Below are 18,765 nucleotides of genomic sequence, written 5' to 3' on the forward strand. Positions count from 1 at the left end.
TGCGTGGGAGCGGTGGGGCACGCCGGGAGGTGTCAGGGAGGGGTGCGGGGGTGCGGGTCAGAGCACCTTGCTGAGGAAGTCCCGGGTCCGCTCGTGGCGCGGGGCGTGCAGCACCTGGCCGGGCGGCCCCTGTTCGACGATGCGGCCGCCGTCGACGAAGACGACCCGGTCGGCGACCTCGCGGGCGAAGCCGATCTCGTGCGTGACGATCACGAGGGTGGTGCCGCTCGTCGCCAGGTCCTTGATGACGGCCAGGACCTCGCCGACGAGTTCGGGGTCGAGTGCCGAGGTCGGTTCGTCGAACAGGATGATTCCCGGGCGCAGCGCGAGGGCGCGGGCGATCGCCACGCGCTGCTGCTGGCCGCCGGACAACTGGCGCGGGTAGGCGCCCGCCTTGTCGCCGAGGCCCACCCGGCCGAGGAGTTCGCGTGCGAGTTCCTGGGCCGCGGGCCGGGTCAGCTTCCCGGTGGCGACGGGTGCGGCGGCCACGTTGTCGAGGACGGTCAGATGGGGGAACAGGTTGAAGTTCTGGAAGACGAAGCCGATCCGGCTGCGCTGGGCCAGGATCGCCCGTTCGCCGAGTTCCTTGAGCCGTCGGCCGTGCCGGCGTACGCCGATCGGTTCGCCGTTGACGCTGACGTGGCCGACCTCGGGCTTCTCCAGGTGGTTGATCACCCGCAGCAGCGTCGACTTGCCGGAGCCGGACGGGCCGAGGATCACGGTGACCTCGCCCGGACGAACCGTCAGGTCGATACCGTCGAGGACCCTTTGGGTGCCGTACCACTTGTGCACGTCGTGCACCTCCAGGCCGGCGGGGCTCGCTTCGAGGGTCGATGCGGTGGTCATACGGCGGCCTCCTTGCGCAGCCGGGCCCGCAGGTCACCGAGGCCGGCGCGCGCCTTCTGCAGGGGGGTCGGCGGCAGGGTGCGCGTGGCGCCCCGGGCGAAGTACCGCTCGACGTAGAACTGGACGACGGACACGGCGCTCGTGAGGATCAGGTACCAGACCGTGGCGACCAGCAGCAGCGGCACGATGTCGCCGGGGTAGGTGCTGCCCATCGTCTGCACCGAGCCGAACAGGTCGAGCAGCGAGACGTAGAAGACCAGGGACGTGCCCTTGATCAGGCCGATCAGCTGGTTGACGTAGTTCGGGGTGATGGATCGCAGCGCCTGCGGGAGCACGATGCGGGTGAACTGGTAGCTCTTCGGCAGGCCGAGCGCGGCGGACGCCTCGTGCTGCCCCTGGTCGACGGAGAGGATTCCGCCGCGGACGACCTCGGAGGCGTATGCGGCCTCGTTGAGGCTGAGGCCGACGACGGCGACCGCCATGTCGGTGGCGAGCCGCGACTCGTCGAAGCTGACGAAGGCAGGGCCGAACGGGACGCCGAGGCTCAACGTGCGGTACAGGGCACTGAAGTTGTAGAGGAAGATCAGCACGACGATCAGCGGCACGGAGCGGAACAGCCACGTGTACAGCCAGCTCACCGCGCGCAGCACCGGGCTGCCGGAGAGTCTGGCCAGGGCGAGCAGGACCCCGCCGAGCAGCCCCAGCACAGCGCTGAGCGCGGCCACTTCGAGGGTGATGACGAGGCCGTCGAGGATCGTGGGGCGCAGGAACCAGTAGCGGAAGCGGTCCCACTGGTAGAAGGGGTTGGTGGCCAGGCCGTGGACGATCTGGGCGAGAACGACCAGGACGACGGCCGTGCCGATCCAGCGGCCCGGCCTGCGCAGCGGCAGGACCCGCTGGGCCGTGAGCGGTTTCGGCGGGTGGTGGGCGGGCGGTGCCTCGGCGAGAGACACGGCTGCGCCGGAGGGTTCACTCATGAGTGCTCCAGCAAAGAGGGACACCCCGGGGCGGGCGTGCGGACGCGGCGTCGGCGCGGCGCCGTGGGACGGCCGCGGACGACGGACAGCGGGAGGACGCCGGTACCGGGGGCCGGACGGGCAGAGGGCACACCGCTCGGCGGTGCGCGTCAGGGATTCAGAACGCCGTCAGCCTCGACAGCGGGCACAGCCCGGGGCGCTACACAGTGCGCTGTTGACACGGAGCAGGTCGACGCAGCGGTCGGCGCACAGCAGGACGCAGCCGCGGGGCCGCCGTGCGGCCTTCCTCGAAGCTGTGTGCATCGCCGTCTCCATCGCTGTTCCCGCCCGTGGGCGCTCGCGCTTACCGAAGGTCTTCCGGTCCGGTCCTCACCTGGGGCACCCCACCGCGACAGGAGGGTTGCCGGACAGCGAGCCAGGGCTTGTCGCTGACACTCATGACCGATCTGCGGCGTAAGTTAGGCACTTCCGGAAACCGATGTCAACGCCGGGCGGCCAGGATGACCACCTGGTGAGACCGGGTCCACGCCTTCTTGACGGCTTCGGGGAGCCCGCCGACACTGACGGGGACGGTCACGATTGTCAGCGCCTCGTCACTCGGTTCTTCCGTGCGACGCGGTGATCGGCCCCGGCCCGCTGACAGGCAACCCTTCCACCGCGACGGGGTGCCCCGGGTGACGACCGGGTCCCGCCGACGCGGTGGGGCAAGCGTGGTCGCGCAGGAGCGCGGACCCTGGAGCGGGACCGGTGGGAATGCCCAGGAACGACCTGACGAGACGCCTGCACATCGATCTGCTGCGGGTCTCCAGCGCCTACTAGACCGGCCGCCTCGAACCGGTACGCAAGCGCAGTCACTCCGTTCCTCCACGGCCGCTGCCCATGGGCGGGGCCGGGACCTCGTCGTTCCCAGGGAGAGTCATGCCCAAGACATCGTCGCGCGCTTCGGATTCAGGGACCTCCAGCACATGCGGCGGCGGCACGGCCGACGCACGCACCTCCATCCCCGGTGCCCCGGCGGCCTGTTGCCCGCTCCCCGGCGATCCGGGCCCGGCCGTGTCCCTGCCCGGCCTCCGTCCCCGGGGCGGGGCACCGTCCGTGCCGGCCCGTGCGCCGCGCATCCGCAGCCGCATCGGAGTGGGGGCCGCCGGGGGCTTCTACCCGGCGCCCCACCGCTACGAGTTGTACCTGTCGCAGGGCTGCCCGCGCTCGCTGCGGCTGTCCGTGACCCTGCGGCTGCTGGGCCTGCAGGACTCGGTGGCGACCACGGTCCTGGCGGATCGAGCCGCGACACCCGAGGCGTTCACCGCGCTGCGCCGCGCCTACGAGGCCACCTGGCACCACTACGAGGGTCCGCTGACCGCCCCCACGCTGGGCGACCGCTGGAGCGGACGTGTCGTCAGCAATCACACCCCGGACATCCTGCGCGATCTCGCGGGCCTCCCGGGCGGGGGCGACGCCGCCCACGTCACCACGCTGCGCCCGGCCGCGCTGGCCGCGGACATCGACGCGCTGTCCCGGCTCCTCGACCGTGACGTCACGCCGGTCGCGTCGGCGGACGTCCTGTCCACGGCGCTGGAGCCGCTGGACCGCCAACTGGCCGCGCATCCTTATGTACTGGGCCGTCGTCTGACCGCCGCGGACGTGGATCTGTGGGCGGCGCTCACCCAGACCGGCGCGGCCGGCGTCCTGGCCCGGCACCCGCGACTCGACGCCTATGCGCGCCGTCTCGGCGAGCATCCCGCCTTCCGGGGTGCCCGGTGCCAGCTCACCCCGCGATCCCGGCGCGACGGGTGACCAGACCCGTCCCGTCCAGCGAATCCTTCACCTGCGGCAATCGCGATCGAACATCAACTGACTAGACTACGCACCCTCGTGCACGCGATCGCGCCACGTACGAGCAAAGCCGTTCCCGAAGGGTTCCGACTCTTGATAGCCATCGAAGATGTCAGCAAGCGGTACGCCGACGGCACGGTGGCCGTCGACCGCCTCTCCCTCCAGATACCGGACCACTCCATCACCGTTCTCGTCGGACCCTCGGGCTGCGGCAAGACCACCACGTTGCGCATGATCAACCGCATGGTCGAACCCAGCAGCGGAACGATCCGGGTCAACGGCGAGGACATCCGCAGCCGGCCCGTCAACGCGCTGCGCCGGTCCATGGGTTACGTCATCCAGAACGCCGGGCTCTTCCAGCACCGCACGATCCTGGACAACATCGCCACGGTGCCGCGGCTCCTCGGCTGGTCCAAGGAGCGCGCCCGCGCCCGCGCGGCCGAACTCATGGAGCGGGTCGGCCTCGACCCGGGCATGGCCCGCCGCTATCCCTATCAGCTCTCCGGCGGCCAGCAGCAGCGCGTCGGCGTCGCCCGCGCGCTGGCCTCCGACCCGCCGGTCCTGCTCATGGACGAGCCGTTCTCCGCGGTCGACCCGGTCGTCCGGCGCGGTCTCCAGGAGGAGTTGCTCCGCATCCAGGAGGAACTCGGCAAGGCCATCGTGTTCGTCACCCACGACATGGACGAGGCGATCACCGTCGGGGACCGCGTCGCCGTGATGCGCACCGGGGGCAGGCTCGCCCAGTTCGCCTCGCCCGACGAGCTGCTCTCGTCGCCCGCCGACGCGTTCGTGGAGGAGTTCCTCGGCGCGGACCGGGGCATCCGCGGCCTGTCCTTCCTGTCCACCCGCGAGCTCACCCTCGACCGCACGGCGGTCTTCCCGGTGGGCTCCGACTGGCAGGAGATCGCCGGGCGCGCGGACGCGCCCTCGCACGCACTGGTGACCGATGCCGGCGGCAGGCCGCTGGGCTGGGCCGACCCCACGGCGTGGGACGGCGAGGTCGAGGCGCTGGAACCGCACGGGCAGACCTTCGAGGTGGGCCGCGACTCGCTGCGGGTCGCGCTGGACCGGGCGGTGCTGTCGCCCACGGGCCGAGCGGTCGCGGTGGACGGCGCGGGACAGGTGCTCGGGGTCGCCGGGCAGGAGACCATCGCCGCCGCGATCCGTGCGGCGCGCCGGCAGCGGGCCACGGACTCCGAGCCGGGCCCGTCCCAGGTCGAGGCCGCGCGATGAACGGCTTCTTCGACATACCGAGCGACCTCCAGCACAGCTATCTCGGCCTGATCTCCTGGCACATGCAGGAGGCCCTGATCCCGGTGCTGGTCGGTCTGCTGCTGGCACTGCCGATCGGCCTGCTGTGCGTCCGCTTCAACTGGGTCTACGCGCCGGTGCTGTGGGTCACCACCGTGCTCTACGCGATCCCGTCGCTGGCCTTCTTCGTGGTGCTCATCGACTACACCGGACTGAGCCGGCTCACGGTGATGATCCCGCTGTCCCTGTACAGCCTGGTGATCCTCGTCCCGTCGGTCGTCGACGGCGTCCGGTCGGTCCCCGAGGAGACGAACGCGGCCGCGGCGGCGATGGGCATCGGCCTCGTACGCCGCTACTTCCAGGTCCAACTGCCCATCGCCGTACCGGCGATCACGGCGGGACTGCGCGTGGCGACCGCCTCCAGCATCAGCCTGGTCAGCGTCGGCGCGCTGATCGGCAACCAGGGGGCGCTCGGCAATCTGCTCACCACCGCGATGTTCTACCACCGGCCGGTCCTGGCGGTGAACTCGGTGGTCACCACCGCGGTCCTCGCCGTCGTGGCCGATTCCCTGCTGGTGCTGCTGCGAAGGGTGCTGACGCCCTGGCAGCCGCCGTCCGCGCGCAGGGCGGGCCGCGGCAGGGCCACGACCGCGGGCACCGCCCGCACCCCGGAGAGCGTGTCGTGAACGTACTCGAATTCATCCGCTCGTTCTTCAGCGACGGCTCCCACTGGCACGGCTACGACGGCATCCCGCAGCGCGTCTGGGAACACGTCCAGTACTCGGCGTCGGCCCTCGCCATCGCCACGGGCATCGGTCTGCCGATCGGCCTGGTCACCGGGCACACCGGCCGCGGCGGCAACGCGCTGGCCTTCGTGTCGTCCGCGGCCCGCGCGCTGCCGACCTTCGGCCTGCTGGTGCTGATGTTCGTCTGGCTCGGCATCGGCGTCACGCCGGTGATGATCCCGCTCGTGGTGCTGGCGATCCCGCCGGTGCTCATCACCACCTACGAGGCGGTCCGCAACGTGGATCCCTCCCCCGTCGACGCCGCCCGTGGCATGGGCATGCCGGAGGGGAAGATCCTGCTCCAGGTGGAGGTCCCGGCGGCGCTGCCGCTGATCCTCAGCGGTCTGCGCTCGGCGGCGATCCAGATCGTGTCGACGGCGACGATCGCGGCCTACGTGAGCCTCGGCGGGGTGGGCCGCTACATCGTGGACGGCCTGTACCAGCGCGACTACGAGAAGGTGGTCGGCGGCGCCACCCTCACGGCCGTCCTCGCCCTGCTCGTGCTGGTGCTGTTCTGGGCGGTGGCCCGGGTGGCGGTCTCCCCCGGCGTGCGCAGGCGTCGTACGGCCTGAGGCGACGCTCGGCCACTCGAAGGCGTCGGCAGGGGCGGACGGAGCGCGCACCCGTGGGGGCGGGCTGCGGCCCCACCCCCGGGTATCGGAGGGGACGGGTCGCGGCCCGTCCCCTCGTCACTGTTCCGCGGTGGCCAGCGCGTGTTCGAGGACGACGAGCAGCGCGTCGCGCACCGAGCCACGTTCCCGGGCGTCGAACACGGTGAGGGGCACGTGGTCGGCGACGTCGAGGGCCCACCGCACGTCGTCGAGATCGTGCTCGACCTTGCCGTCGAAGGCGTTGACGGCCACCGCGAAGGGGATCTCGCGGTGCTCGAAGTAGTCGACGGCCGCGTAGCAGTCGTCGAGCCGGCGGGTGTCCACGATGACGAGCCCGCCGAGCGCGCCCTCCACGAGGTCGTCCCACATGAACCCGAACCGCTCCTGGCCGGGCGTCCCGAAGAGGTAGAGCTTCAGGGTGGGGTCCAGGGTGACGCAGCCGAAGTCCATGGCGACGGTCGTCGTCATCTTCTCCGGGGTGTGGGTGAGGTCGTCGACCCCCGCCGCGACCGAGGTGATGGACGCCTCGGTGGTCAGCGGCTCTATCTCGGATATGGCGCCGACCGTGGTGGTCTTGCCGACACCGAAGCCGCCCGCGATCACCATCTTCACGGGCAGGGGCGGCTGGGGACGCTCGCCGTCAGCCCTCACGGATCGCGCCCCTGGAGTCGGGGACAGCTCGGAGACCATCGATAACCCTTCGCAGTACGGTGACATCGCGGTTGGAGTGGGCCGGTGCGTACAAGGCCAGTTGGCCGTCGGCGCGCAGATCGTCGGCGAGGACCCGGATCACGTTCAGGTGCATCCGGAGCTTCGCCGCGATCTCCGCGAGCGACTGCGGCTCCCGGCAGATCGCGATGATGTCGCGGTGCTGCTCGAAGACGAACGCGTCCAGTGCCGCCAGCCCCAGATCGGTCGCGACCACCTGGGTCTCGATCGGGATCGGCGGTACGAGACTGTCGCCTCCGGCGATCCGCCCCGCGGTCAGCAGGAACGGCCGGACGAACGACGCGGGCGGTTCCGCTTCCCACCCGGCGTCGTCGATGGCCGATGGCTCACCAGCCGTCATCACGTCGTCCCCCTTCACCTCTCGGGGCCGTCACCGGTCGACATGAGGCCCCGTCGGACGTCAGCCGGCCGGCGTGACGCCCACCGTGTTCTTCAGTTCCATGACCAGCTGCGGGCTCAGGACCGCGCCGGCCCGGTTGGCGAAGAGGGTCATCTCGTACGCGATGTTGCCGAGCTTCGCCTCCTTCGAGGCGACGACGCCGAGCACCGCCCCGGCGCCGAGCGCGGACACCAGCACATGGCCCTCCTCCAGGTCGATGATCACCTTGTTCAGTGCGCCGAGGCCGTAGTTGCCCGACGCGCCCATGGCCAGGCTGGTGATGCCGGAGACGATCGCCGCGAGCCGCTCGGAGTCGGCCTGGCCGCGTTGTTGGGACACCGCGATGAGGAGCCCGTCGGAGGAGACGCCGATCACGTCGACGACACCTGCCGTCTCCGTGGCGAAACGATTGAGCAGCCAGTTGAAGTCGGCAGCGGCGGCCTTCACGTCGGTCGCCGGTTCCGCGGTCCGGGGCTCCGGCTCGCCTGTCCACATGGTCACTTGCTCGTGCCTTCCGGGAATGAGGGTCTGCTGTTGTCCGTGCTGGGGTCGTTCGGGGCGCCGGGACGGTCCCCCGGCCCGGCGCCCGTGCCGAGGTCCTGGCCGGCGGTCTCGCGGTGGGCCCGCAGGACGGCGGCCTCGAACTCGTCGATCTCGGACCGTGCCGCCTCCGCGTCCGAGGGCTGCCAGGCGGGCGGGCGCGGGTTGGAGACGGGGGGCCGTTTGGGCAGCCGGCTGGACGCGGTGGTGGCCGACAGGGTCGCGCCGCGCACCCGGCGCCGCAGCGGGCCGGCCTGGCCGGGCCGCGACGAGGAGCCCGTCCCCGGCGCGGTGTCCGCGCCGGTTCCGGAGCGCGCCGCGAATCCGCCGTCCGCGCCCGGTGCCGTACCCCGGCCACCGGGTCGGGACGCCTCGGCGCCCCGGTGCGGTACGCCGCTTCCGGTCGCCCTGGCTCCCGCGTTGGGGACGGGGGCTCCGGGGGCCCTGCCGCGGACGTTCTGCGCGGGGGTTCCGGGGATGCCGGCTCCCCCCATGACCGGCCCGGTGGTTCCGAGCCGCCCGGCTCCCGCCCCCGGCGCGCCCGTCCCCCGACCGCCGGTGTCCGGCCGGGGCCGGGACGTGCCGGTGGCGCTCCCGGGGTGGGCCAGCGCGCCCTCGCCTCCCATGCCACCGGCGGGTTCCGCGTGGCGCGCGTGGCCGGGCGCCTCGCCGGGCCGGGGCCGCGCCGGAATCCTGCGCGGCAGCCCCGAGGAGCCGGACGGCGTCTCCATGCGCGCGGGGCGCGGCTCAGCCGCGCCGTAACGGCGGGCGGGCGGCAGGATGTGCGCCGCGCCCTGTGCCGGGCCGGCGAGCAGCAGGTGGGACGCGGGGACGGCGACGGTGGCCGTGACACCGCCGCCCGGAGTGCGGGACAGGGCGACTTCGATGCCCCAGCGGCGCGACAGTCCGCCCACCACGAACAGGCCGAGCACCTCCGTGGGTGCCAGGTCGAGCCGTTCACGGCGGATGAGGCGCGCGTTCTCCTCCACCAGCCGCTCGGGGCTCATGCCGAGGCCGTGGTCGGTGATCTCGACGAGGGCGCCGCCGGTCCCGTGCCGGGGACGGATGACCACTTCGACGCCGCTGGTCGCCGGGGAGAACATCACGGCGTTCTCCAGCAGTTCGGCGAGCATCAGTGTGAGGTCACCGACGATGTCGGGCACGACGGTGACATCGCCCTCCGCATGCGGAGTCACTCGCTGGTAGCCCTCGATCTGGCCGAGCGCGGCCCGGACGATGTTGCTGAGCCGCACCGGGTCGGTGTTCTGGCCCGTCTCGCTGATTCCGGCGAGCAGCATGAGGCTGTCCGCGTTGCGCTGGAGACGTACGGCGATGTGGTCGATGCGGTAGAGCCGGTCGAGGACCTCGGGGTCGGTCTCGCCGCGCTCCACGGAGTCGATCAGCGCGAGTTGACGCGCGGTCAGGTTGCTGACGCGGCGGCCGACGTTGCCGAACATCTCGGCGATGTTGCGGCGGCTGACGACCTGGCGCTCCAGCAGGGCGGACGCGGTGATCTGAACCTGGTTGAAGGCCTCGGCGAGTTCGCCGATCTCGTCCCGCACGGGCACCGGTACGGCCTCCAGCCGCGGCGGTCCCGCGTCGTCGGCGTCGTCGTCCGCGACCCGGGCGAGCTCGGTCTCGGCGGCGGTGGCCACGTGCTGGGCCGCACCGGTGAGGGTCCGCACCGTCCGCACCACGGAGCGGCGCACGAGCACGGAGAACAGGAGCCAGGCGCCGAAGGCGAACAGCGTGCCGGCGATCAGCCAGGCCACCTGCCACCAGGCCCTGTTCGAGGCGTCCTGGGTGTCGGCGGCGATCTCGTCGATGAGCCCCTGGACGACCTTCAGCCGGGCCTGCGCCTGGCGTTCGTACGTCGGGTCGGCGCGCAGGGCGTCGTCGAGTGCGGCGCGCAGCTGGGTCGCGTTCTCCGCGACCAGAGCGCTGGGGTCGACCTGGAGGGCGGCCCAGTGCTGCGTGATCACGCTCTGGTACGGGCTGTGCTCGATCTCGGCGAGGTCGTTGCTCTGTTCCTGGTCGGCGAACCGGGTGAACCGCTCGGCCTGGTAGGTGTACTGGTCGTAGTCGCCGACGGCGCCGGTGAACTCGATCAGTGCGTTGGGGTCCCGGGTGCGGGCGGCGAAGACGCTGGTCTCGAAGGAGGCGTGGGCGGTGTCGGCGCGCAGCAGCGCGTCGAGCAGATTGCCCGCGGACGAGGACGACTCGCTGCCGGACTGGCCGAGGCCGAGGCCGTTGATGAGGCCTTCGATGACGGACCCGTACGCGGGGTCGATGTTGTCCGCGGGGATGGGGCCCTGCTCCACGGTCTTGCGGAGGCTGTCGAGGCCCTCCAGTTCCTTGAGCGCCTGCGCCTCGGCCTCGGGCAGCCGGTCCCCGTAGGCCGACCGGACGGCCGCGATCTGCGCGGTGACCCTCTGCTGCGACTGGAGATAGGCGGCGGTGTCGGGCGCGCTGTCGCCCGTGCGGGCGGCCTCGTGACGCAGGGAGACGAGGAGCGCCTGGCGGTGCTCGGTCTGCACACCGTCGATGAGCTTGGTCACCTGCACGCTGTCGCGGGCGAGTCGGGCGGTGTCGGCGGCGGAGCGGGCGCGGTCGATCTGCCCGTAGACGACGTAGGACAGCATCGCGGAGACGACCGCGAGCGGGACGATCACCAGGACGTTGAGTTTCCGGCGGAAGGGCCAGCGGTCGAGGAGGGGCGGCGTCCTGTCCGTGCGGGGAGCCTTCGACGCCTGTGCCGGGGTGACGGCTCGTCTGTGCGCGGGCACCCAACCTCCTTGACTTCGTTCCCCGTGGAAGCCCGTTCGCCAGGGCAGTGTGGATCAACGGTCGCGACGGCATGGTCAGGCCGACAAGTGGAACAAGGCCCTCGACGCGGCCCACACTAGCCGCTGCCGCAAGAGTGCGGCCATGATCAACCAAAAACTGACATGCGAACGCGCCGGTTTCACACGCATATTGACCGCGTTGCGCCCACGGGGCGGAGCCGCTCGGTCCCCTTCGGTGATCTATTCGTGTCTTGACGGTCCGCGAGACGGCTCGATTGGATCGTCTGGACCGTCCACACCCCCGCGCTCCGGCCAAAACCGCCCCACCACATGCCAAGTCTGGATGACCAAAGTGACCATCGCCAGAAGCACCAGAAAATCCGCAACGTACGCTGTCTCCCTGCTGGTTGCGGCCTCGGCCGTACTGACGGGCTGCGGTTCCTCCGACGACTCCGGCAAGAGCGACCCGTTGAAGGGTGACACCGCCAAGGGCGGCACGGTCGTCGTCGGTTCGAACAACTTCCCCGAGAGCATCCTGCTCGCCGACATCTACGGCGAGGCTCTCAAGTCCAAGGGGATCAAGGTCAGTTACAAGCTGAACATCGGCAGCCGCGAGACCACCTACGGTCTGATCAAGAACGGCACCATCACGGTCCTGCCCGAGTACAACGGCGCCCTGCTCGCGTACCTCGACGCCAAGGCGACCCCGAAGACGGTCGACGAGACCACGACGGCGATCAACGCCAAGCTGGACTCGAAGCTCACCCTGCTGAAGCCGTCCACGGCCGAGGACAAGGACGCGGTCGCGGTCAACGAGGCGACGGCGAAGAAGTACAGCCTGACCGACAAGTCGACGATCGCCGACCTCGCCGACGTGGCGAAGGACATCGTGATAGGCGGCTCGCCCGAGTTCCAGACCAGGCAGCAGGGGCTGAAGGGTCTGAAGTCCGTGTACGGGCTGGACTTCAAGTCCTTCAAGGCGCTCGACGCGGGTGGCCCGCTGACCGTGGCGGCGCTCAAGGGCAACAACATCCAGGCCGCGGACATCTTCTCGACGGATCCCGGCATCGCCAAGAACAAGTTCGTGGTGCTCCAGGACCCGAAGAGCCTCTTCGGGTTCGAGAACGTGACGCCGCTCGCGTACAAGAGCGGTCTCTCCTCCGAGGGTGTCTCCGCCCTCAACGCCGTCTCGGCGAAGCTCGACACGGAGACCCTGGTCAAGCTCAACGGCCAGGTGCAGAACGACAACAAGGACCCGCTGGACGTGGCCAAGGAGTGGCTGTCCTCGGCCGGCCTGTCCTGACGTCCGCCTGACCGGACGTCCGCCGGACCAGATTCCGCCTGACCGGACATCCGCCGGACCTGCGGCCGGAGCGCGATTTCGCTCCGGCCGCAGGTCCGTTCGCCGGTTCCGCGCGCCGAGCCGGGACTCCGGCACGGCGCGCCGGCCGGTGCCGTCTCAGCTCCGCACGCCGGCCGGGGCGGTCTCCGCCTCGGCACCCGACGTGTCGCCGAAGGCGCGGGGCGCGCCGGCGAGACGGCGGGCACGCTGCGCGGGCACGAGGAGCGCGGCCAGCGCCGCGGCCAGGCACAGCAGCGCGAGCAGGCCGAACCCGTGGGTGTATCCGGCCTCGTAGGGCAGCCCGGACGGCTGGAGGCGGCTGGTCACCAGCACGCCGGTCAGCGCGGCTCCGATGGATCCGCCGATGGTCCGGATGTTGGCGTTCATCCCGGTCGCGGCACCGGTCTGCTCGGGCGGGACGCTGCCGACGATCAGATGGGCCATCGAGGCGAAGGCCAGTCCGATCCCGAGGCCGAACACGCCCGCCGCGAAGGCCACATGCCACTGCTCGTCGTGTTCGAGGGTCAGGAAGCCGCAGGCCACCGCGCCGAGCGCGGCCCCGGCGACGAGCAGCTTCTTCGCCCCCAGGACGGGTTCCAGACGGCCGCTCAGGACGCCCGAGCAGAACATCGCGATCAGCATCGGCAGCATGAGCAGTCCGGCGCCGGTGACACTCGTGCCGAAGCCGTACCCGGCGGTGCCGGGCGTCTGCACGAAGCCGGGCAGGAAGGACCAGATCGCGTACATGCCCGCGCCGAAGAGCAGTGCGGCGGCGTTCGTGGTCCACACCGCGGGCAGCCGCATGATGCGCAGGTCGATCAGCGGGCTCTGCGAACGGGCCTCGGCGAACAGCCACAGCGCGAACAGCAGCACGGCGGCCGCGAACAGTCCGATCACCCGGGCGGAGCCCCAGCCCCAGTGGGTCGCCTGGCTCAGCGGCAGCAGCAGGGCGACCAGCCAGCCGGACAGCAGGACGGCGCCCGGCCAGTTGACGCGGCCCTCCGCGCGGCGCGGCGACTCGGGCACGTAGCGCAGGGCGATCAGCGCGGTGAGGGCGACGACGGCGACGGGCAGCCAGAACAGCCAGCGGTAGTCGAGCGCGGTCACGATGGGACCGGCCGCGACGATGCCGACACCGCCTCCCGCGGCGATGACCGCCGACAGGTTGCTGATGCTGCCGCTCACCTCCGCCGGGGCGAATTCGTCACGGATGATGCCGAAGGACAGTGGGAACAGCGCGCCGCCGATGCCCTGGATCACGCGGGCGATGATGAGCACGCCGATCGTCGGTGCGAGCGCGGCCAGCAGACAGCCGGCGAGGACGGCGACGAGGACGGCCACGAGGGTGCGTTTCTTGCCGACGAGGTCGCCGACCCGGCCGAGGATCGGTGTGAAGACCGAGGCGGACAGCAGGTAGGCGGTCATCACCCAGGTCACGGTGGACTGGGAGGTGTGCATCGCGTTCTGGACGGTCGGCAGTGCCGGCGCGATCAGCGACTGCAGCATGGCGAACACGCCCGCACCGGTCGCGAGGACCGTGAAGGTGAGGCGAGTGGATTTTCCGGGCATGAAGAGCCTCTCCGAACAAGCGAACAGGTGCGGCCGAGGTCGTCGGGCCGCGAACGTGGGGACGGGGCGCTCCGCGGGGCGGCGCGCAGCACGCCGACGAGCACACGGAGCGGTCCCCTGAGGGACGTGGGGTGTGGGTGGTGCGGGCGGCGGACGACTCGGTCGTCGCGGGGCCCGCGCCGGCGGCCGACGTCTCGGCACCGGGCCGCGGTACGGGGATGCTGTCGCTCCTGCGCGGTGTGCGGCCGCACACCGCCGAGGCGAACGCACCCCGCACTGCTAAAGTGGAGGTACGCCTCCACTGTACCGGAGGCACACCTCCGCTTCAACCTGGTCCCTTCAGGGAGGCACCCGTGACGGCACAGCCGTTCCCCGTCAACGATCTCGTCGCGTCCCGGCGCCCGCACCGCAAGGACGCCGCGCGCAACTACGACGCGTTGCTCGCGGCCGCGCGCCAGGCGTTCGCGGAGAACGGCGCGGAGGCGTCGCTGGAGGACATCGCCCGCCGCGCGGGCGTCGGCATCGGCACGCTGTACCGGAACTTCCCCACCCGCCGCCATCTGTTCGAGAGCGTGTACGCGGACGAGGTGAACGACCTGTGCCGGGTGGCCCAGGAGGTCGCCGGGCAGGAACCGTGGGAGGCGCTGGCCTCGTGGCTGCGCCGCTTCGTGGACTACACGGTCACCAAGCGGGCCATCCGCGAGGCGCTCAACGACGAGTCGGAGATCTTCCTGGCCTGCCGCGAGTCCATGTACCAGGCCGGCGGGCCGCTCTTCACCCGCGCGCAGGAGGCCGGCGCGGCGCGCACGGACATCGGCTTCGACGACCTGCTCCGCATGGTGGCCGGCATCACCGCCACCAACTTCCTGGACGACGCCCAGCGCGACCGCGTGCTGGCGGTCGCCCTGGACGGCGTCCGCACGACGCGCTGACGCTCACCGGACCTCGTCCGACGGCCCCCTGCGCTGTTCGGGCCGGGCGGGCGCGATGATCGTGGCGGCCTTCCCCGGCGCGGCCGGACTCTCGTCACCGAGCACCTGGCAGCGCGCCCGCCCGTGGCGCACCCACAGGGCCGCCGTCCAGGCGCACACCAGCGCGTCGACCAGGTCCTCACGGTGCTTGTACGCGGCCGACGCCAGGGGCGAGGGCTCGTCCGCCAGTCGGCGGGAGACCGGGTGGGAGGAGATCCGCAGCGGCGGATCCGCCACGGCCAGACCCGCCAGGCGCCCGATCAGCCGGTCGCACTCGGCGGCGCGCACCGCCCGCCACTCGGCCGCGGGCACCCCCGCGGGTCTGCGTTTGTACGTGGGGCGCTGCTCGGCGTATCCCCATTCGGCCGCCCCGACGAGGGTCGTGTACGGATAGCACTCGGAGATGACCCGCCCGGTGCCCGGCGGCCCGCCCCGTCCGTCGTCGTAGACCCAGCCGGCCGCCCGGAGCCGTTTTCGCAGCACCACACCGGCGAGGCGGGGCGAGGCCAGATTCGTACTGTTCGCGCTCACCTTCCAGCGTCCGTACCGGCGCCCCACCTCGCGCTCGCACGGACGCTGTCCCGACGGGTTGTCCACGACCAGGGGCGCGTCGACGAACGCCAGCGCCGGGCCGCCCGCGGCCGCCTCGCCGAGCCAGGCCACGGTCTCCTCGATCCCCCGGGTCCAGCCGCAGTCGAGCACCTCGCCCGAGGCGTCGACGACGGCGACGCCCGTCTCGTTGGGCCCGGCCCGGGGGCCGCCCTCGGACCAGGCGAGGTCGATGCCGATGTACCGCTCGATGGCCATGGACGCTGTCCTACCAGAGGCGCGACGGCGTGCGGAGCGGGAGGGCGCAGGGGCGACGGTCCGCGCACGGGCCGCAAGCGGGGGTCGAGCCCGCACCCTCACCCGCGGGCGCCCGGGTAAAGAAATCGCATGGTCTAGTCCAAAGTGGCGTTTGGTCTAGTCCAACTCATTGACGTGATCGCGACAGCGCCCGGAAGCTGGGGCCCTTCCCCCACTCCCCTGGAGGCACAGTGAGACGTCTTCGCGCATGCCTGGGCGCCGCGGCCGCGGTGAGCCTGGCCGCCGTCGGCACGACCGCACTCGTCGCGGGCAACGCCTCGGGCGCGACCACCGCGCTCAGCAACCGCTGGTACGCGGCCGCCCCGTATCTGATGCCACTGGACAACGACCCGCCGGACGCGGGCGCCATCATGGACGCGACCGGTCTCAAGGCGTTCCAGCTGGCGTTCGTCCTGGCCCCCAACGGCGGTGGCTGTTCGCCGACTTGGGGCGGCACCGCGGCGGTCTCCTCGGACACCGCCGTGCAGTCGGTCGTCAACGCCATCCGCGCCAAGGGCGGCGACGTCTCCGTGTCCATCGGCGGATACGGCGGCACCAAGCTCGGACAGGCCTGTTCGGATCCGGCGTCCACCGCGGCGGCGTACCAGCAGGTCATCACCAAGTACGGCCTGCACGCCATCGACTTCGACCTGGAGGAGCCGGAGTACGAGAACACGGCGGCCATCAGGAACGAGATCGGCGCCGCCAAGATCCTCCAGCAGAACAACCCGGGCCTCTACGTCTCCGTCACCACGGCGGGGACGGCGGACGGCACCGGCTGGTTCGGCAAGCAGATGCTGCTGGAGGCGAAGTCCCAGGGGTTCACGCCGAACAACTTCTCCATCATGCCGTTCGACGGCGGCTTCAACGGCGCCGCCTCCCAGACCGGCGCGCTCACCAACTTCAACGCGATCCTCCAGTCCACCTTCGGCTGGGACCAGGCCACCGCCTACGCCCACGAGGGCTTCTCCGGCATGAACGGCCGCAGCGACACCGGCGAGTACTTCTCGCAGGCCGACTTCCAGACGGTGCTGGACTACGCCACCAGCCACAACATGGACCGCTTCACCTTCTGGTCCCTCAACCGCGACCGTCAGTGCACCCCCGCCGACAACGGCGGCCGCACATCGGGCACATGCTCCAGCGTGACGCAGAACGCGTGGGACTTCGCCAAGTACTCGGTGAAGTTCGCGGGCGTCACCCCGCCCACCGACACTCCCACGCCGACCCCGACGCCGACCCCGCCGAACACCGCGTGCAAGACCGCCTGGAGCTCGACGGCGGTCTACACGGCCGGCAACGAGGTCTCGTACAACAAGCACAACTGGAAGGCCAAGTGGTGGACCCAGAACGAGGCGCCGGGGGCCTCGGAATGGGGACCCTGGCAGGACGAGGGCGCCTGCTGACGGCGGTCGCAGGCGTCGGACCCGTGCGACGCGGAGCCGTGCGGCACGGAGCCGTGCAAGGTGGAACCGTCCGGCACGGAACCGTCTGTCGTGGGGCCGGGCACCCTGTCCTCCGGGTGTCCGGCCCCGTGCCGTGCCGGGCGACGCCCGCCTCAGCGCGTCACAGCGACGTCATCACGTGCTTGATGCGGGTGTAGTCCTCGAAGCCGTACGCCGACAGGTCCTTGCCGTAACCGGACTTCTTGAAGCCGCCGTGCGGCATCTCGGCGACCAGGATCATGTGGGTGTTGATCCACACGCAGCCGAAGTCGAGGCGCTTCGACATGCGCATCGCGCGGGCATGGTCCTTGGTCCACACGGACGAGGCGAGGGCGTAGTCGACGCCGTTCGCCCACTCGACGGCCTGGTCCTCGTCGGCGAACGACTGCACGGTGACGACCGGGCCGAAGACCTCGTTCTGGACGATCTCGTCGTCCTGCGCGAGGCCGGAGACGACGGTCGGGGCGTAGAAGTAGCCCTTCTCGCCGACCTGGTGGCCGCCCGTCTCCACCTTGGCGTGCGGGGGAAGCCGGTCGACGAATCCGCTCACCTGGGCCAGCTGGTTGGCGTTGTTGAGGGGGCCGAAGAGCACGCCCTCCTCGTCGACGCCACCGGTCCTGACGTCGGCGGCGGCCTTCGCGAGCGCGGCGACGAACTCGTCGTGGACGGACTCGTGCACCAGCACGCGGGTCGCGGCCGTGCAGTCCTGGCCGGCGTTGAAGAAGCCGGCGGTGGTGACGCCCTCGACGGCCTGGGCGAGGTCCGCGTCGTCGAACACGACGACCGGGGCCTTGCCGCCGAGCTCCAGGTGGACGCGCTTGAGGTCCTTGGCGGCGCTCTCGGCGACCTGCACGCCGGCACGCACCGAACCGGTGATGGCGGCCATGGCCGGTACCGGGTGCTCGACCATCAGCTGCCCGGAGGTGCGGTCGCCGCACACGACGTTGAGCACGCCCGCGGGCAGCCCCAGCTCCTCCAGCACACCGCCGACGATCCCGGCGAGCAGCACCGTGGAGGCCGGGGTGGTGTCCGAGGGCTTGAGAACCACGGTGTTGCCGGCGGCGATCGCCGGGGCGAACTTCCACACCGCCGTCATCATCGGGTAGTTCCACGGCGCGACCTGCGCGCACACCCCGATGGGTTCCCGGCGGATGATGGAGGTCAGACCCTCCGCGTACTCCCCTGCCGACCTGCCCTCCAGCAGCCGTGCCGCGCCCGCGAAGAAGCGCAGCTGGTCGACCATCGGAACGATCTCCTCGGTCCGGGTCACGGCGCGGGGCTTGCCGGTGTCGCGGCACTCCGCCTCGACGAGTTCCTCGGCACGCGCCTCGACGACGTCGGCGACCCTCAGCAGGAGGCGCTGCCGGGTGCTGGGCGTGGAGTCGCGCCACACCGCGAAGGCCGCCGCCGCGGCCGTCATCGCCGCGTCCACGTCCGCCGCCCCCGACAGCGGTGAACTGGCGTACACCTCGCCGGTGGCGGGGTCGACGACCGGAAGCGTGCGCCCGTCCTGGGCGTCGACGAACCGTCCGTCGATGTAGTTGCGCAGCGTGCGGATCTCGCTCACGACGTTCTGTACTCCTCGTGGCAGCTCGGGAATCGCGGAACCACGGGCAAGGCCGGTGACCAGGCCCGATCTCCCGCTCCAGGACACCGACGCTAATCAGCGCGCCACGGGGCATGAAGTGGCGGATTCGTCTACTGCGAGGACGCCCTGAGGATGATCTGCACACCTGGCCAGAGTGAGCAGGGCCTCGGCTACATGCTCGACGGCGCGTGGCTTTCACCACAGTTCGCTCATTTAGGTGCCGATAGACCCATATAAAGAGTTTTATAGCTAGCTGGACTGCCTCGG

At 71.3% G+C, this 18,765-nt stretch carries 17 protein-coding genes and 2 riboswitches; of the genes, 8 read left to right on the forward strand and 9 right to left on the reverse strand.

What is annotated here, in order from left to right; all coding sequences use genetic code 11:
• Window positions 1–57: 57 nt before the first annotated feature.
• Both ACZ4IF_RS08320 and ACZ4IF_RS08325 read right to left on the reverse strand, forming a co-directional pair.
• The gene (locus ACZ4IF_RS08320) at window positions 58–846 is read right to left on the reverse strand and encodes an amino acid ABC transporter ATP-binding protein (protein ID WP_467560713.1); all 789 of its coding nucleotides are present in this window, start codon (window positions 844–846) and stop codon (window positions 58–60) included.
• Window positions 843–1,823, reverse strand: a complete 981-nt coding sequence (locus ACZ4IF_RS08325; protein WP_467560715.1) for an amino acid ABC transporter permease — start codon at window positions 1,821–1,823, stop codon at window positions 843–845. The genes ACZ4IF_RS08320 and ACZ4IF_RS08325 overlap by 4 nt, the downstream gene beginning before the upstream one ends.
• 334 nt (window positions 1,824–2,157) lie before the next feature.
• Window positions 2,158–2,266: riboswitch (SAM riboswitch) on the reverse strand.
• A gap of 128 nt (window positions 2,267–2,394) precedes the next feature.
• A riboswitch (SAM riboswitch) is annotated at window positions 2,395–2,540 on the forward strand.
• A 36-nt stretch (window positions 2,541–2,576) separates the two neighbouring features.
• Between ACZ4IF_RS08325 and ACZ4IF_RS08330 the strand changes: the two genes are divergently transcribed.
• From ACZ4IF_RS08330 to ACZ4IF_RS08350, 5 genes are all read left to right on the forward strand, one after another.
• Window positions 2,577–2,642 (forward strand): putative leader peptide, encoded by a 66-nt coding sequence (locus tag ACZ4IF_RS08330; RefSeq protein WP_323178258.1) that lies wholly within the window; start codon window positions 2,577–2,579, stop codon window positions 2,640–2,642.
• Window positions 2,643–2,918: 276 nt separating this feature from the next.
• Window positions 2,919–3,617, forward strand: coding sequence for a glutathione S-transferase C-terminal domain-containing protein (locus ACZ4IF_RS08335; RefSeq protein WP_467560717.1), 699 nt, complete (start codon window positions 2,919–2,921; stop codon window positions 3,615–3,617).
• A 132-nt stretch (window positions 3,618–3,749) separates the two neighbouring features.
• Entirely contained in the window at window positions 3,750–4,889 is a 1,140-nt protein-coding gene (locus ACZ4IF_RS08340; RefSeq protein WP_467560719.1) for an ABC transporter ATP-binding protein, read from the forward strand.
• A complete protein-coding gene (locus ACZ4IF_RS08345) occupies window positions 4,886–5,593 on the forward strand; it encodes an ABC transporter permease (RefSeq protein ID WP_028805648.1) in 708 nt (235 codons plus the stop codon). The genes ACZ4IF_RS08340 and ACZ4IF_RS08345 overlap by 4 nt, the downstream gene beginning before the upstream one ends.
• Window positions 5,590–6,264: an ABC transporter permease gene (locus ACZ4IF_RS08350; protein WP_467560722.1), complete on the forward strand. Its 675-nt coding sequence runs from the start codon at window positions 5,590–5,592 to the stop codon at window positions 6,262–6,264. The genes ACZ4IF_RS08345 and ACZ4IF_RS08350 overlap by 4 nt, the downstream gene beginning before the upstream one ends.
• A 117-nt stretch (window positions 6,265–6,381) precedes the next feature.
• Here the strand turns inward: ACZ4IF_RS08350 and ACZ4IF_RS08355 are convergent, their stop codons facing one another.
• The 4 genes from ACZ4IF_RS08355 to ACZ4IF_RS08370 are packed head-to-tail and all read right to left on the reverse strand — an operon-like array spanning window position 6,382 to window position 10,737.
• Window positions 6,382–6,993 (reverse strand): GTP-binding protein, encoded by a 612-nt coding sequence (locus ACZ4IF_RS08355; protein ID WP_078629515.1) that lies wholly within the window; start codon window positions 6,991–6,993, stop codon window positions 6,382–6,384.
• Entirely contained in the window at window positions 6,944–7,372 is a 429-nt protein-coding gene (locus ACZ4IF_RS08360) for a DUF742 domain-containing protein (RefSeq protein WP_345648853.1), read from the reverse strand. Before ACZ4IF_RS08360 ends, ACZ4IF_RS08355 begins: the two co-directional genes overlap by 50 nt.
• Before the next feature lie 60 nt (window positions 7,373–7,432).
• On the reverse strand, window positions 7,433–7,906 hold the full coding sequence (locus ACZ4IF_RS08365) for a roadblock/LC7 domain-containing protein (protein ID WP_051371572.1): 474 nt from the start codon (window positions 7,904–7,906) through the stop codon (window positions 7,433–7,435).
• Window positions 7,907–7,908: 2 nt separating this feature from the next.
• Window positions 7,909–10,737 carry a sensor histidine kinase gene (locus ACZ4IF_RS08370; RefSeq protein ID WP_467560725.1) on the reverse strand — a complete coding sequence of 943 codons (2,829 nt, stop codon included), beginning with the start codon at window positions 10,735–10,737 and terminating at the stop codon, window positions 7,909–7,911.
• 343 nt (window positions 10,738–11,080) lie between these two features.
• Between ACZ4IF_RS08370 and ACZ4IF_RS08375 the strand changes: the two genes are divergently transcribed.
• On the forward strand, window positions 11,081–12,040 hold the full coding sequence (locus ACZ4IF_RS08375) for an ABC transporter substrate-binding protein (RefSeq protein WP_359503809.1): 960 nt from the start codon (window positions 11,081–11,083) through the stop codon (window positions 12,038–12,040).
• 156 nt (window positions 12,041–12,196) lie between these two features.
• On the opposite strand, the gene ACZ4IF_RS08380 is transcribed toward ACZ4IF_RS08375, so the two are convergent.
• Window positions 12,197–13,648, reverse strand: a complete 1,452-nt coding sequence (locus ACZ4IF_RS08380; protein WP_467560727.1) for an MFS transporter — start codon at window positions 13,646–13,648, stop codon at window positions 12,197–12,199.
• A 353-nt stretch (window positions 13,649–14,001) separates the two neighbouring features.
• Between ACZ4IF_RS08380 and ACZ4IF_RS08385 the strand changes: the two genes are divergently transcribed.
• Window positions 14,002–14,580: a TetR/AcrR family transcriptional regulator gene (locus ACZ4IF_RS08385; protein WP_467560729.1), complete on the forward strand. Its 579-nt coding sequence runs from the start codon at window positions 14,002–14,004 to the stop codon at window positions 14,578–14,580.
• A gap of 3 nt (window positions 14,581–14,583) precedes the next feature.
• On the opposite strand, the gene ACZ4IF_RS08390 is transcribed toward ACZ4IF_RS08385, so the two are convergent.
• On the reverse strand, window positions 14,584–15,426 hold the full coding sequence (locus ACZ4IF_RS08390) for a DUF429 domain-containing protein (protein WP_467560731.1): 843 nt from the start codon (window positions 15,424–15,426) through the stop codon (window positions 14,584–14,586).
• A 230-nt stretch (window positions 15,427–15,656) separates the two neighbouring features.
• Between ACZ4IF_RS08390 and ACZ4IF_RS08395 the strand changes: the two genes are divergently transcribed.
• Window positions 15,657–16,871, forward strand: a complete 1,215-nt coding sequence (locus ACZ4IF_RS08395; protein WP_467560733.1) for a carbohydrate-binding protein — start codon at window positions 15,657–15,659, stop codon at window positions 16,869–16,871.
• A gap of 160 nt (window positions 16,872–17,031) precedes the next feature.
• Here the strand turns inward: ACZ4IF_RS08395 and ACZ4IF_RS08400 are convergent, their stop codons facing one another.
• Window positions 17,032–18,477, reverse strand: coding sequence for a gamma-aminobutyraldehyde dehydrogenase (locus tag ACZ4IF_RS08400; protein ID WP_467560735.1), 1,446 nt, complete (start codon window positions 18,475–18,477; stop codon window positions 17,032–17,034).
• Window positions 18,478–18,765: the final 288 nt, after the last annotated feature.

The sequence above is a fragment of the Streptomyces sp. NPDC025784 genome (assembly GCF_055558435.1).

Coding starts and splice junctions, on each gene's coding strand:
- ACZ4IF_RS08380 (WP_467560727.1), bottom strand. CDS start 13,648: ATGCCCGGAAAATCCACTCGCCTCACCTTCACGGTCCTCGCGACCGGT.
- ACZ4IF_RS08390 (WP_467560731.1), bottom strand. CDS start 15,426: ATGGCCATCGAGCGGTACATCGGCATCGACCTCGCCTGGTCCGAGGGC.
- ACZ4IF_RS08355 (WP_078629515.1), bottom strand. CDS start 6,993: ATGGTCTCCGAGCTGTCCCCGACTCCAGGGGCGCGATCCGTGAGGGCT.
- ACZ4IF_RS08345 (WP_028805648.1), top strand. CDS start 4,886: ATGAACGGCTTCTTCGACATACCGAGCGACCTCCAGCACAGCTATCTC.
- ACZ4IF_RS08360 (WP_345648853.1), bottom strand. CDS start 7,372: ATGACGGCTGGTGAGCCATCGGCCATCGACGACGCCGGGTGGGAAGCG.
- ACZ4IF_RS08320 (WP_467560713.1), bottom strand. CDS start 846: ATGACCACCGCATCGACCCTCGAAGCGAGCCCCGCCGGCCTGGAGGTG.
- ACZ4IF_RS08365 (WP_051371572.1), bottom strand. CDS start 7,906: ATGTGGACAGGCGAGCCGGAGCCCCGGACCGCGGAACCGGCGACCGAC.
- ACZ4IF_RS08325 (WP_467560715.1), bottom strand. CDS start 1,823: ATGAGTGAACCCTCCGGCGCAGCCGTGTCTCTCGCCGAGGCACCGCCC.
- ACZ4IF_RS08375 (WP_359503809.1), top strand. CDS start 11,081: ATGACCAAAGTGACCATCGCCAGAAGCACCAGAAAATCCGCAACGTAC.